Genomic DNA, 12,662 nt, shown 5'->3' on the forward strand with positions numbered 1-12,662 from the left:
TCAGTTGCCCTGATTGCGCGCCTCTAGCCGTTCCAGGTTGACAACAGTCGACAGCATCAGCCGGTCGTGGCTCCAATCCTCGGTCTGTTGGATCGAAGCGGCACCGAGGCCCAGCACCAGTGCAAACAAGATGGTCAGGCCTAGGAACATGAACGGCATAGATGAGTTAACCGAAGGCGCATCGGCCAGGGCGATTACGCGTTGCCGCAGAACCCGCTTAGCTTTGCCTCCCGTAACCAGAGCAACATTCAGCACACGCGGGCTGCCGCGCACAACTGTTCGGGCGCAATAGTCCAAAAGACAGCTGGTGTAGTCCTGCGTGTCGATGCCTTTGCGGGCAACGACCGATTGATCACAGGCCAACTCACGCAGGCGGTCGAACTGGTATTTCAAGACCAGATAGGCGGGGTTCCAGAACAGAAGGGGGCGCAGCAGTTCGAACCCCAGCTCCCACTCTACATCACCGGCGCGGATGTGTTGCAGCTCATGCGCAAGGGCAAAGCGCATTTCGTGCGGGGAATCCAGCAGATGGCTGGGCAGCACTACATGGCGTCGACGCAGGCCGCGTACAGCAAAGGGAACGGCGATGCGGTCGGACAGGCGGATGTCCACCTTGGCAGAGCGTCGCCAAAGAAAGCTGGTGTTCACTGTCTCGCGGATCGACAGCCCGTCGCGGAAGGCGCGCAGGGTATAAATCAACGCTGCCAGCGCCAGCAGCGCAAGGATCACCAAAACAACGGGGTGATCCCCACTGAACAACACATCGACCCAACGCTGGCGTGTGTTCAGCAAGGCTTCGAACTGGGTGGCTGGCATGGCAATGTCACCACGCAGATAAGCCGCCACGGCGATGTCACCGATGGCTACAGTGCCTTTTGCCGGGGTGTGAGTGGCCAGCACGGACACACCCAATGCCAGAACGGGGCTGAGGACGACGCACAGGCAAAGCGCCTTGAGCGCGCGCAGTTGCGCCACAAATCCGTGGCTGAAGGATGTTCTGGACAGAATGCCTCGGGCTGCCAGCCACACAAGCGCGGCTAACCCAAGGACCAGATTCAATTCCAGATACGCGTCGAGAACCGGTTTAACCGCTGTCATTTTGCAGTCTCCTCTCTACCAGTGCTCGAATTTCCTCCAGATCGGCTTCGCTGAGCCCTGCGTCGTCAACCAAACGCGCGACCAGTGTGGCGGGCGTGTCGTCGAACAGGGTCCGCGACAGGTTTTGCAGCGACCGCGCCTGATATCTGTCCTTCTCCAGCAGCGGCGTATAGATCAGCGTCTTTCCATCCTTGCGGCTTTCGACAAATCCTTTTTCATCGAGAATACGCAGGATGGTGGCGCCAGATGTATAAGCCAGATTGCGTTCGGCTGGCAGGCGATCAAGCACGTCACGGACCGAGCCCTGACCCAGCGCCCAGAGCTCGTTCATGAACTCAAGTTCTACTTCGGTCAGCAGGTTTGTTGTTTTTTTCTTTCGCATCGGTCTTTCGTGTCGCATTTTTTAGTATGCCTGACAGACAAGCATCCTTTCGCTGTTTCGCAAAGCTTAAACTTTCCAGAAGACGAAGATGCCCCAGCCGACGGACAGAAAAAGTGGTGTCCAGACCGGCTGACCCACCAGACCAAGCCAGGCCAGAAAGATATAAGCTGATCCCAGCAGGGTGATGAACAGCCGGTCGCCCAGCGTGGTTGTCAGGCCTAAAACACCCCGTCGTTCGATGCCGTCGCGGTACTTGAAACCTTCGAGAACGCCGATCAGGGCAATGGCCGAAAAGATGCCTACGAATACGGCCAATGTGGCCGGGGTCCAGGCCATCCAGAAATCGGGCCACAGGGGTGCGGTCCAGGAAAAGCCCTTTTCCTCTTGCTGGCCGACATTGCCCCATCCGGCCTGAGCCTGTGCAAAAGCCGTCGAGGGCAGGAAGGGAAGGATGAGTAGCAATTTTCGCATTTCGAACCTCATACACGACCCATCGCGAAACCACGCGCGATGTAGTTGCGGACAAACCAGATGACGATGGCGCCAGGGATGATGGTGAGCGTTCCGGCGGCGGCCAGCAGGCCCAACTCATACCCCGCGCTGGACGCGGTGCGGGTCATCACGGCTGCGATAGGTTTGGCCTCGACCGCGGTCAGGGTTTTGGCCAGCAGCATCTCAACCCATGAGAACATGAAGCAAAAGAACGCCGCGACGCCCACGCCCGCTTTGATGTTAGGCAGGAAGATGGTCACGAAGAAACGCGGGAAGGAATAGCCATCGACATAGGCCGTCTCATCCAGTTCCTTCGGGATGCCACGCATGAAGCCTTCCAGAATCCAAACCGCCAGCGGCACGTTGAACAGGGTGTGGGCCAGCGCCACGGCCAGATACGTGTCGAACAGGTGGATCGACGAATAAAGCTGGAAGAACGGCAGGGCGAAGACCGCCGCTGGGGCCATACGGTTGGTCAGCAGCCAGAAGAACAGCTGTTTGTCACCCAGAAACCGATAGCGCGAGAACGCATAGGCTGCAGGCAAAGCCACGCAGACAGAAAGAACCGTGTTCAGAGTCACATAGGTGATCGAGTTGATGTAGCCCCAATACCATGTTGGATCAGTGAAGATGGTGATGTAATTTTCCAACGTAAAAGTCTGGGGAAACAGGGAAAAGCCCGACAGGATCTCATTCGTGGTCTTAAAGGACATCGCCACCAGCCAATAGATCGGCAGCATCAGGAACGCGATATAGAGGATCGGGATGATGGAACGCTTTTTCATTCTGCGTCATCCTTTGTCATCAGAGTGTAGAATAGCCACGACACAAGCAGCGTGATGGCGAAATAGATCAGGCTCATCGCGGCCGCAGGACCAAGGTCAAACTGCCCCAGCGCGATCTTCACAAGGTCGATCGAAAGCAAGGTGGTCGAGTTGCCGGGGCCGCCGCCGGTCAGAACGAATGGCTCGGTGTAGATGTTGAAACTATCCATGAACCGCAACAAGACTGCGATGGTCAGAACCGTTTTCATCTTGGGCAACTGGATATAGCGGAACACCGACCACGGGGTGGCACCGTCGATCTTGGCCGCTTGGTAGTACGCATCAGGGATCGACACGAGCCCCGCATAGCACAGCAAGACTACCAGCGAGGTCCAGTGCCAGACATCCATGACGACGACAGTGATCCAAGCCGAGATTGGCTGTTGGGTCATGTCATAATTGATGCCCAAAACGTCATTCAGAAAGTAACCCAGCAGGCCGATCTGGGGCAGGGTGAAGATATTCCACATCGAGCCGACCACATTCCACGGGATCAGCATCGGTAGCGCCATAAGCACCAGACAAACCGGCACCCAGAACCCTTTGCGTGGCATCGACAGGGCCACGATGATACCCAGCGGGACCTCGATGATCAGGATCAGGAAGGTGAACAGAAACTGCCGCCCCAGTGCGGCCTGGAATCGGTCAGATCGCAGGATTTGTTCAAACCAACCAAGACCTTCCCAGAAGAACTGATTGTTGCCGAAGGTTTCCTGCACCGAGTAGTTGACCACGGTCATCATCGGCACCAGCGCGTTGAACGCGACCAGCGCCAGAACGGGCAAGACAAAGAACCATGCCTTTTGGTTTTCGGTTCTCATTGCACCCGCTCCTCGGTTGCGATCCAGCCGTCACGATAGACGCGGGATTGTTCAGGTTTGAATTGCAGAAAGACTTGTGATCCGGGCTCGGGTACACTGTGTTCGGTCACAGCCTTAAGGGCCGTGTTCCCGACCATCGCACTGACAACAAAGTGGCGGCCGATATCGGCCACTTTGGTCACATGCGCCGGGATGCCGGTGTCCCCAAAACCCACATACTCAGGGCGGATTCCCAAGTGTGTACGGCCTCCGTCACCAAGGGTGGGACCTTCCAGCATCACCTCGTGGCCTTCGAACACGGCGCGGTCGCCTTTGGCCTCGCAGGGCAGGACATTCATACCGGGTGAACCTATAAAGTGTCCGACAAATGTGTGCTGGGGGCGTTCAAACAGTTCGACCGGAGTGCCGATCTGAACCACTTCGCCTTCCTGCATTACGACGACTTCGTCCGCGAAAGTCAGCGCCTCGGTCTGGTCGTGGGTCACATAGATCATCGTGGCTTGCACGCGCTGGTGCAGTTCTTTCAGCTTTGACCGAAGTTTCCATTTCAGATGCGGGTCGATCACCGTAAGGGGTTCGTCAAACATCACCGCGTTTACATCATCGCGCACAAGACCGCGCCCCATCGAGATTTTCTGCTTGTTATCCGGGCTCAGACCCGATGCACGGGTGTTCAGCATATCCGTCACATCCAGCATCTCGGCAATCTCATCGACCCGACGTTTGATCGTTGTGGCATCGACGCCCCGGTTTTTCAGGGGGAAGGCAAGGTTTTCGCCCACCGTCATCGTGTCGTAGATCACCGGGAACTGGAACACCTGCGCAATGTTGCGTTGATCGGGGGGCAGGGTGGTGACGTCGCGGTCATCGAACAGAATCTGCCCCTCGGACGGCGTCAACAGACCCGAGATGATGTTCAGCAGAGTGGACTTGCCGCAGCCCGACGGGCCGAGCAGCGCGTAGGCCCCACCATCGCGCCAGGTCACATCGATTTCCTTCAGCGCGTAATCTTCCGGGCCTTTTGGCGTTGGCATATAGCTGTGTCGTAGGTTTGAAAGTTTGATCTGTGCCATGTCAGGCCACCCTTTTGCCGTCTTGGCCGAAATACCGGCAATGCGCCGGGTTCATGTAAAAGCTGTGATCCTCACCGACCTGATAGGGATGCACACCGGCAGCCAGCGAGACCCACGCTTCATCCCCATGTTGGAAATGCGCGCTGGAATCGGAACCGGACAGTTCGGTGACGATTACACGACCGGTCAGTTCCACATCTGCGTCCGAGGTGCGGACCGGGGTTACTCGGTGCGGACGCACAGCGACCATGTATTCTCCATCAGCCATATCCGTAACGGTCCAGCCGCCCCCGCCCGCCAGTTGCGCCTGAGCGCCAGTGACCGAGACTCGAGCTACATTGATTGGCGGGTCCGAGAACACCCTCGCAGCGGCGATGTTTTCGGGATTGCGATAGATATCAGCGGTTGGGCCGAACTGAGTAACGTGGCCGTCTTCCATCAGAGCGGTGTACCCACCTAACAGCAGGGCCTCTTCTGGTTCCGAGGTGGCATAGACCACGACGGCACCGCGACCTGCAAACAGGTCTGGTAATTGTTCGCGCAGCTCTTCGCGCAATTTGTAGTCAAGGTTCGCCAACGGTTCATCCAGGAACACGGCGCGGCTTTCTTTCGCGATGGCACGGGCCAGCGCGGTACGTTGTTGTTGCCCGCCCGACAGCTCATGCGGGCGACGGTTAAGCATCGGGCGCAATTGCAGCAGATCGGCGGCCTCTTCCACGCGGCCCTCGATCTCGGATTGCGCCATACCAGCCACGCGCAGGGGCGAGGCGATATTGTCGAAAACACTCATATGCGGGTAGTTCACGAAGAACTGGTGTACCAAGCTGATCTGACGCTTTTGCGTGTTCAGCCGTGTCACATCCTGCCCATCCATCAGAACCTTGCCCGAGGCGATCGGGTCCAGCCCGGCCATCATCTTGATCAGAGAGGTCTTGCCCGAGCCCGTCGCGCCTAACAGCACGTTGAAATGGCCCGTTTGCAGTGTCAGGTTGGTGGGTTTGATATGGATGACGTTGCCAACGCGTTTCGTGGCATCTTGAAGTTCAATCATGTCCGTGAGTTCCGGTCCTTCAGTGCATCGCACTGGTCTTTGGGGTGGGGATGCCTGAACCGGCACCCCCGGGTTTCAATGGTCTACTGAGCCTGCCAGCGCTGAACCAGTTCGTCATAGTTGACGGTCTGGCCTTGCGGTTTTTCGTTCTCAAGCTTGGCCTTTGGCGAACCCTCTTTTTCCAGCCAGAAGGCAGGATCCTGCGGGTCGTTCAGGCGTGGACCACAACCACCGTAGACACCGGCGCTTTCGTCCGCAGCCTGCATACGGGCCATGGTGATGTCCATCTCTTCAGCCAGACGGTCCATCGCCTCTTGCGGGGTAAACGCACCCGAGTTCACGTCACCGATCTGCTGCCACCAGATCTGGGCCAGCTTCGGATAGTCCGGCACGTTGATGCCGGTGGGCGACCATGCCACACGGTCAGGCGAGCGATAGAACTCGACCAGACCACCCAGCTTGGGTGCGCGCTCGGTGAAGGACTCGTGATTGACCGAGCTGTCGCGGATGAAGGTCAGACCCACGTGGGACTTCTTCACATCGACAGTCTTGGAGGTCACGAACTGAGCATAGAGCCAAGCCGCCTGAGCACGATCCGCAGGGGTCGATTTCAGGAAGGTCCAAGACCCCACGTCCTGATAACCAACCTTCTGGCCTTCTTCCCAGTAGGGGCCGTGCGGGCTGGGTGCCATCCGCCACAGCGGCGTGCCCTCGTCATCCACGGTGTTGTTACCTTCGGATTTCGGCTTCACCATGTCGGCAGTAAAGGCGGTGTACCAGAAGATCTGCTGGGCGACGTTGCCTTGGCTAAGCGCTGGTAGCGACTGGTAGAAGTCATAGGACGCCGCACCCGGAGGCGCATAGGCCCGCAGCCACTCATCCCATTTGCGGATCGCATAGACCGCAGCGGGACCGTTTGCAGCGCCGCCGCGGGACACGGATGCACCAACAGGGTTACAGGTGCCCGCTTCCATGCGGATGCCCCACTCATCAACCGGAATGCCGTTCGGCTCGCCAACGTCGCCGGCACCGGCCATTGACAGCCACGCATCGGTCATACGCCAACCAAGGTCAGGTGCGCGCTTGCCGTAGTCCATGTGGCCATAGATCGCCACTCCGTCGACTTCCTTCACGTCATTGGTGAAAAATTCGGCAATGTCTTCGTAAGCCGACCAGTTGACCGGAACACCCAGGTCATAGCCGTACTTTTCTTTGAACGCGGCTTTGTTGGCTTCGTCGTCGAACCAGTCCTTGCGGAACCAGTAAAGGTTCGCGAACTGCTGGTCAGGCAGCTGGTACAGCTTGCCGTCCGGACCGGTGGTGAACTGAATGCCCATGAAGTCATCCAGATCCAGCGTCGGCGAAGTTGTCGCCGCCCAATCGCCAGCCATCATGTCGGTCAGCGGATAGGCCAGTTGCAGGCGTGAGTGGGTGCCGATCAGGTCACTGTCGTTGACATAGCCGTCATACAGATTCCGGCCGGTCTGCAGCTGGGTTTGAACCGCCTGAACCACTTCGCCTTCACCGAGGATCTGGTGGTTGACCTTGATGCCAGTGATTTCCTCGAACGCCTTGGTCAGGACCTCGGATTCGTAAGAATGTGTCGGGATGCCTTCGGACAGGACGTTGATTTCCATGCCAGCGTAAGGCTGTGCAGCTTCGATGAACCACTGCATTTCCGACATCTGTTCGTCTTTCGACAAGGTCGATGGCTGGAATTCGTCGTCGATCCAACGTTGTGCTGCGGCTTCGTCGGCCCAAACGGGACCGTGCCCCGCAATGACGGCAGCCGCCGCCACTGCGGAAAGTAGATGTCTCCGCATCTGTCTCCTCCCAAAAATTATGGTTGTCCGGCGCTAACCGGATGACCGACAGCATCAGCGATTTTCTGCGCACCTGTCAAACTAAATTTTTAGTAAATGAAAATTCCGCCGGTTTCGAAGGGTTGATTTATCCTCGGTTGCCAATTTCTGAATTCGTTGTAAGCTGTCCTTACAATTACAAAAAATGCCACTGACCACCGTGGCGAATTTACTGAAAATCTCTTTGACGCATGAGGGTAAGTGATGTCCCGAAGCCTGTTGAAGTACACGCGTGTTCTGGAAATTGTCGGTGACACGATCAAGGTTCGGGTGCCGATTGATGGCGCGCGCGACCCAGCTGTTCGCTTCAACGATCTGGCGGTGATCGAGACGGTGGATGGCCGCAAAACTCTGGCTCAGGCGATCTTAATTGATCGGGACGTGGTGACGTTGCAGGTGTTCTCGGGCACCAAGGGCATATCCACCGAGGCGACGGCGACCTTTCTTGGCCACCCAATGCAGACGCCCTATTCGGCCAACATTTTGGGGCGCGTGTTCGACGGGGCGGGGGTGGCGATCGACGGCGGACCCGACCTGACTGCCGAGCCGCGCATCGACATCGGTGGTCCGACCGTAAACCCGGACGAGCGTGCGGTTCCCAACAAGATGATCCGCACGGATGTGCCGATGATCGACGTGTTCAACACGCTTGTCGAAAGCCAGAAAATCCCGATTTTCTCGGTCTCAGGTGAGCCGTTCAACGCCTTTCTCAGCCGAATCGGTATTCAGGCGGATGCCGATATCGTGGTGTTCGGCGGGCTGGGATTGATCTTTGATGACTATTACACGTTCCGCACCTCCTTTGAGGATGCGGGCGTGTTCTCGCGCACCGTGATGTTCGTCAATCAGGCGATGGACCCTCTAGTCGAACGCTTATTGGTGCCGGATATGGCATTGGCCGTGGCCGAGAAATTTGCGGTGGAAGAGGGCAAGCGCGTGCTGGTTCTGATGACTGACATGACCGCTTTCGCCGATGCGATGAAAGAAGTGGGGATCAGTCAGGAACGCGTTCCATCGCAACGCGGATATATGGGTGACCTCTATTCGCAGTTGGCGCGCCGGTACGAAAAGGCGTGTGATTACGCCAAGGGCGGGTCGGTCACCGTGTTGACCGTGACGACAATGCCAGGCAATGACGTGACCCATCCGGTGCCGGACAACACGGGCTATATCACCGAAGGCCAGATTTACCTGCATTCGGGTGTGATCGACCCGTTCGGCAGCCTGTCGCGCCTCAAGCAGAACGTAGTTGGTAAGACGACCCGCGAAGACCACGGGCAGATTATGAACACGATGATCCGGTTTTATTCGGAAAGCCGGGACGCCGCGCAGAAGCAGGCGATGGCGTTTGACCTGTCGGATTACGATCACCAACTGCTGAAGTTTGGCGCGCTGTTCCGTAAGCGTTTCATGGATATCAAGTGCTCGATCCCGCTGGAGGATGCGCTTGATCTGGGCTGGAAAACCCTGGCTGAGTGTTTTGCCCCAGAACAATTGCTGATGAAGCAATCTCTGGTCGACAAATATTTCCCAAAGGATGCCGATGGCGCGGTTGCAGCTGAATAAATCGTCGTTCGCCCGCGAGCAGACGCAGCTGAAAAGCTATGAGCGGTTCCTGCCGTCACTGGACCTCAAGCGCCAGCAATTGATGGCGGAACGTGTGAAAGCCCGTGAGGAGGTGAGGCGGCTGGAGGACGAGGTGCAAGAGCTGGCCCAGCAGGTGGGGGCAAAGCTGCCAATGCTGGCACAGCAAAGCATCGATCTGGACGGGCTGGTGGAACTGAAAGACTACAGGGTCAAAGAGGTCAACGTGGTGGGCGTCAAGGTGCCTGATCTGGACCGGATCGAGGTTGCTGTGCGCCCTTATTCGCTGTTGGCAAAACCCCATTGGGTGGATGCCGCGGCGCAGTTGCTGCATGATATGATCGAGGCGCGCCTGCGGGTCAAAGTGGCCGAAGAGCGGGTCAGGATTTTCGACAAGGCCGTTGCCACGATCACGCAGCGGGTGAACCTGTTCGAAAAGGTTCTGATCCCGCGCGCCAAGGCCAATATCAAGAAGATCCGCATCTACCTGAGTGATGAGCAGATGCAGGCCGTCGTCCGCTCGAAAATCTCCAAGCGTAAACATGCGCAAGAGGCGGCGTCATGAGTATCGCCCGCCTCAAAAAGCTCTCGCTGGTAGGACGAGCAGCGCAGAAAACCGAAACGCTTGAGGCTTTGCAGGAACTGGGGTGCATGCATGTATTGCCACTGGCCCCGCCACCATCTGAGCCGGAAAAGATCAGCGCGCGCGGTGCAAGAGATGCCTATAAGGCGTTGCGATTCCTGACAGATGTACCTGAGTCACGCCGCCAAATTCAACGCGACACGGACTTTAATATGGATCAGTTCGTCAAGGATGTGCGCGACCTGATGCAGCGCAGCCGCGACATGACCGACAGGCGGGATTTTCTGGCCGATCGCATTGCGAAGGTGCGGCCGTGGGGCGATCTGGATTTTCCGCCCGATGACGTTCTGGCGGGCAACCGGCTATGGTTCTACCAACTGCCGATAAAGCGTCGAGATGCTTTGAATGACCTGACGCTGCCCTGGGCGATTCTGGAGCAGGATCATCGGTTTATATATGCCGTTCTGATCTCGTCGGATGAGCCCGCCGACGACATTCTGCCAGTGCCGCGCACCCATACGGGGTCACTGCCCATTCATGAGCTGGAAGCCCAGTTGGAAGAGGCAGAAATTGCCATTGAAGCGCTTGAGGCCGAACGGGTCGCCCAGACCCGCTACTTGACGCTGATGCGGCGTAACCTCTCGGTGGCCGAGAGCGCAGCAGAGCTTGCCCATGCGACGCAGAAAGTGCGCGATGAAGAGGCGATGTTTGCCCTTCAGGGCTGGGTGCCAGAGGATCGCATTGATGCTGTTTTGGACATGGCGAAGGGTAAGAACGCCGCTATTCTGATCGAGGATCCAGGCCCCGAAGACTCACCACCCACGCTGTTGGAACAGCCAGAAAAACGTAATGCTGCCATAGACTTGGCGCTGTTTTATCAAGTGCCGGGTTACAAGGATTGGGACCCAAGCGTCATCGTCGCCGTGTCCTTCGCGTTCTTCTTTGCCATGATTGTGGCTGATGCGGGGTACGGCGCGATCATATTGCTGGGCTTGCTGCTGTTTTGGAAACGAATGGACGGAACTGCAGGGCAGAAATCATGGCGTCGGTACGGATTGATTATTTCGGGCGCGACGATTGTTTATGGCGTTCTGGTAGGCAGTTATTTCGGCGTGTCACCGCCGGATGGTTCCGTCCTCGCTAAGACCAAATTGCTCGATCTGAACAACTTTGGTGCCATGATGATGGTCTCGATCGTTGTGGGAGTTCTGCATTTGGTGCTGGCCAATGCACTGGCCGCCCACGCCGCCTGGGGTCAGCGCAAGGCGATTGCCAATCTGGGCTGGATTGCTGCGCTGATTGGCGGATTTGTTTTGTGGCTCAGCTATATGAAGGGAAACTCTGCAACACCCGGTGCGGTGATCCTTAGCGCGGGCGTTCTGGCGATCCTTTGGTTTTCCAGCGACCGTCAGATCGACAAGCCAATCGATTGGTTATGGCGTCTGATTGGCGGCATCCAAGCCCTGGCCGGAGCGATGGGGGCGTTTGGTGACGTCCTTAGTTATATGCGCCTGTTCGCGCTGGGCTTGGCCTCGGCCTCGCTGGCGATCACATTCAACGATCTGGCGGTGTCAGTGATGCACGCGCTGAAGGGACCCGGGATCCTGTTCGCTCTGCTGATCCTGATCGTCGGTCACGCCCTGAACTTCGCCCTCGCGATGATGAGCGGCGTCGTCCACGGGCTGCGTCTCAATTACATCGAATTCTTTAAATGGGGTTTGCCGGATGAAGGCATCGTCTTTCGCCCGTTTGCCCGCAAGGAGGTTCAGGAATGAATGAGCTTGTTCTTACATTGGGTTGGCTGGGGATTTACGCACCGATGGCACTGGGTGCGGCTGCAAGCGCCATTGGCTGCTCCATTGCTGGTATGGCCAGCATCGGCGCCATGACCGAGACCGAGGGGGGCTATGGTCGGTTCGTCGGCGTTTCGGCCTTTCCGTCGACCATGGTGATCTATGGCATCGTCATCATGTTCACCCTGAACCGTGAGGTGACGCCTGAAAATGCGGGCGGGTTGTTCGGGATCGGCATCTTGTCGGGCATCGCCTTGATGTATTGCGGTATCTGGCAGGGCCGGGCCTGTGCCGCAGCGATCAATGCAACCAAAGAAAAGCCGGAAATCTTCGGGCTGTCGCTGGCACCTGCCGCGATTATCGAAGGCTTTGGCGTTTTCGCCTTCGTCTTTGCCTTGGTCATCAGCGCGGGGATAAGCTGATGGCACAGGATGGCATGATCTCTCACGGTGTTGACGCGCTGATCGACAAGTTGCGCAATGATGGGGTGGCCGCTGGCCAGGCAGATGCAGATAAACTGCGCGCCGATGCCAAGGCCGAAGCGGCGAAGATACTGGCCGACGCCAAACGCGAGGCGGACGCGTATCAAAAGAAGGCCCGCACGGATTCTGACAACTACCGTGCAGCGGGCGAAGAGGCGCTTAACACTGCCATGCGGGATGCGGTGCTGACCATGAAAGCCGGGCTGACGGACCGCTTCCGCGAAGATGTCGAACGTTTGGTCACCAAGGAAATGGCCGATCCAGACCTGCTGAAGCAGATGATACTCGAAGTTGTGGGCCGTGCGGCAGAAGGCGCCAATCTGGACGGAAAGGTAGAAGTCATTTTGCCCGCGAAGATCGCCACGCAAGAGGATATCAAACAGAATGCCGACGATATCCAATCTGGTAAGCTTACCAAATACGTACTGGGCCTGACCGCTGAAATGCTGCGCGAGCAGGTCGAACTGCACGCCTCGGATGATGCCGAGGGTGGCATACAGGTGCGGGCAGACGATCAAGGCGTGGCTTTGGATCTGACGGATAAAGCGGTGGCCTCGTTGCTGATGGAGCATCTACAGCCGCGTTTCCGGGCCGTTCTGGAGGGGGTGATCCGTTAG

At 57.6% G+C, this 12,662-nt stretch carries 13 protein-coding genes; 5 read left to right on the top strand and 8 right to left on the bottom strand.

Features of this window, described 5'->3' with window-relative positions; all coding sequences use genetic code 11:
- The 8 genes from GOX21_RS00125 to GOX21_RS00160 all read right to left on the bottom strand — a co-directional run bounded on the left by GOX21_RS00125 (position 1) and on the right by GOX21_RS00160 (position 7,564).
- Complete coding sequence (locus GOX21_RS00125; RefSeq protein WP_170374696.1) at positions 1 to 1,098, bottom strand: M56 family metallopeptidase; 1,098 nt, start codon at positions 1,096 to 1,098, stop codon at positions 1 to 3.
- Entirely contained in the window at positions 1,085 to 1,480 is a 396-nt protein-coding gene (locus GOX21_RS00130) for a BlaI/MecI/CopY family transcriptional regulator (protein WP_170348226.1), read from the bottom strand. Before GOX21_RS00130 ends, GOX21_RS00125 begins: the two co-directional genes overlap by 14 nt.
- Before the next feature lie 66 nt (positions 1,481 to 1,546).
- Positions 1,547 to 1,951, bottom strand: coding sequence for a DUF2160 domain-containing protein (locus GOX21_RS00135; RefSeq protein ID WP_170348227.1), 405 nt, complete (start codon positions 1,949 to 1,951; stop codon positions 1,547 to 1,549).
- Positions 1,952 to 1,959: 8 nt separating this feature from the next.
- The gene (locus GOX21_RS00140) at positions 1,960 to 2,757 is read right to left on the bottom strand and encodes a carbohydrate ABC transporter permease (RefSeq protein ID WP_155139158.1); all 798 of its coding nucleotides are present in this window, start codon (positions 2,755 to 2,757) and stop codon (positions 1,960 to 1,962) included.
- Positions 2,754 to 3,617 carry a carbohydrate ABC transporter permease gene (locus tag GOX21_RS00145; protein ID WP_170348228.1) on the bottom strand — a complete coding sequence of 288 codons (864 nt, stop codon included), beginning with the start codon at positions 3,615 to 3,617 and terminating at the stop codon, positions 2,754 to 2,756. Before GOX21_RS00145 ends, GOX21_RS00140 begins: the two co-directional genes overlap by 4 nt.
- The gene (locus tag GOX21_RS00150; protein WP_170374698.1) at positions 3,614 to 4,690 is read right to left on the bottom strand and encodes an ABC transporter ATP-binding protein; all 1,077 of its coding nucleotides are present in this window, start codon (positions 4,688 to 4,690) and stop codon (positions 3,614 to 3,616) included. The genes GOX21_RS00145 and GOX21_RS00150 overlap by 4 nt, the downstream gene beginning before the upstream one ends.
- A gap of 1 nt (position 4,691) precedes the next feature.
- Positions 4,692 to 5,741 (bottom strand): ABC transporter ATP-binding protein, encoded by a 1,050-nt coding sequence (locus GOX21_RS00155; RefSeq protein ID WP_170357763.1) that lies wholly within the window; start codon positions 5,739 to 5,741, stop codon positions 4,692 to 4,694.
- Positions 5,742 to 5,824: 83 nt separating this feature from the next.
- Complete coding sequence (locus GOX21_RS00160) at positions 5,825 to 7,564, bottom strand: ABC transporter substrate-binding protein (RefSeq protein ID WP_170348231.1); 1,740 nt, start codon at positions 7,562 to 7,564, stop codon at positions 5,825 to 5,827.
- Positions 7,565 to 7,807: 243 nt separating this feature from the next.
- Here GOX21_RS00160 and GOX21_RS00165 point away from each other — a divergent pair, with 243 nt between their 5' ends.
- From GOX21_RS00165 to GOX21_RS00185, 5 genes are read left to right on the top strand one after another with little or no spacing between them, the layout of a single operon-like run.
- The gene (locus GOX21_RS00165) at positions 7,808 to 9,169 is read left to right on the top strand and encodes a V-type ATP synthase subunit B (RefSeq protein ID WP_170374700.1); all 1,362 of its coding nucleotides are present in this window, start codon (positions 7,808 to 7,810) and stop codon (positions 9,167 to 9,169) included.
- Entirely contained in the window at positions 9,147 to 9,752 is a 606-nt protein-coding gene (locus GOX21_RS00170) for a V-type ATP synthase subunit D (protein ID WP_170374702.1), read from the top strand. Before GOX21_RS00165 ends, GOX21_RS00170 begins: the two co-directional genes overlap by 23 nt.
- A complete protein-coding gene (locus GOX21_RS00175; RefSeq protein ID WP_170374704.1) occupies positions 9,749 to 11,545 on the top strand; it encodes a V-type ATP synthase subunit I in 1,797 nt (598 codons plus the stop codon). The genes GOX21_RS00170 and GOX21_RS00175 overlap by 4 nt, the downstream gene beginning before the upstream one ends.
- Positions 11,542 to 11,985 (top strand): ATP synthase subunit C, encoded by a 444-nt coding sequence (locus GOX21_RS00180; RefSeq protein WP_170348235.1) that lies wholly within the window; start codon positions 11,542 to 11,544, stop codon positions 11,983 to 11,985. Before GOX21_RS00175 ends, GOX21_RS00180 begins: the two co-directional genes overlap by 4 nt.
- Positions 11,985 to 12,662, top strand: a complete 678-nt coding sequence (locus tag GOX21_RS00185) for a hypothetical protein (RefSeq protein WP_170374705.1) — start codon at positions 11,985 to 11,987, stop codon at positions 12,660 to 12,662. The genes GOX21_RS00180 and GOX21_RS00185 overlap by 1 nt, the downstream gene beginning before the upstream one ends.

It is taken from the genome of Ruegeria atlantica (assembly GCF_013032005.1).
Lineage (GTDB): Bacteria > Pseudomonadota > Alphaproteobacteria > Rhodobacterales > Rhodobacteraceae > Ruegeria > Ruegeria atlantica_A.

Bases quoted from the DNA above. Each gene is read 5' to 3' on its own strand.
- GOX21_RS00145 (WP_170348228.1), bottom strand. From the start codon at position 3,617: ATGAGAACCGAAAACCAAAAGGCATGGTTCTTTGTCTTGCCCGTTCTG.
- GOX21_RS00125 (WP_170374696.1), bottom strand. From the start codon at position 1,098: ATGACAGCGGTTAAACCGGTTCTCGACGCGTATCTGGAATTGAATCTG.
- GOX21_RS00180 (WP_170348235.1), top strand. From the start codon at position 11,542: ATGAATGAGCTTGTTCTTACATTGGGTTGGCTGGGGATTTACGCACCG.
- GOX21_RS00185 (WP_170374705.1), top strand. From the start codon at position 11,985: ATGGCACAGGATGGCATGATCTCTCACGGTGTTGACGCGCTGATCGAC.
- GOX21_RS00165 (WP_170374700.1), top strand. From the start codon at position 7,808: ATGTCCCGAAGCCTGTTGAAGTACACGCGTGTTCTGGAAATTGTCGGT.
- GOX21_RS00160 (WP_170348231.1), bottom strand. From the start codon at position 7,564: ATGCGGAGACATCTACTTTCCGCAGTGGCGGCGGCTGCCGTCATTGCG.
- GOX21_RS00150 (WP_170374698.1), bottom strand. From the start codon at position 4,690: ATGGCACAGATCAAACTTTCAAACCTACGACACAGCTATATGCCAACG.
- GOX21_RS00170 (WP_170374702.1), top strand. From the start codon at position 9,147: ATGGCGCGGTTGCAGCTGAATAAATCGTCGTTCGCCCGCGAGCAGACG.
- GOX21_RS00135 (WP_170348227.1), bottom strand. From the start codon at position 1,951: ATGCGAAAATTGCTACTCATCCTTCCCTTCCTGCCCTCGACGGCTTTT.
- GOX21_RS00130 (WP_170348226.1), bottom strand. From the start codon at position 1,480: ATGCGAAAGAAAAAAACAACAAACCTGCTGACCGAAGTAGAACTTGAG.
- GOX21_RS00140 (WP_155139158.1), bottom strand. From the start codon at position 2,757: ATGAAAAAGCGTTCCATCATCCCGATCCTCTATATCGCGTTCCTGATG.
- GOX21_RS00155 (WP_170357763.1), bottom strand. From the start codon at position 5,741: ATGATTGAACTTCAAGATGCCACGAAACGCGTTGGCAACGTCATCCAT.
- GOX21_RS00175 (WP_170374704.1), top strand. From the start codon at position 9,749: ATGAGTATCGCCCGCCTCAAAAAGCTCTCGCTGGTAGGACGAGCAGCG.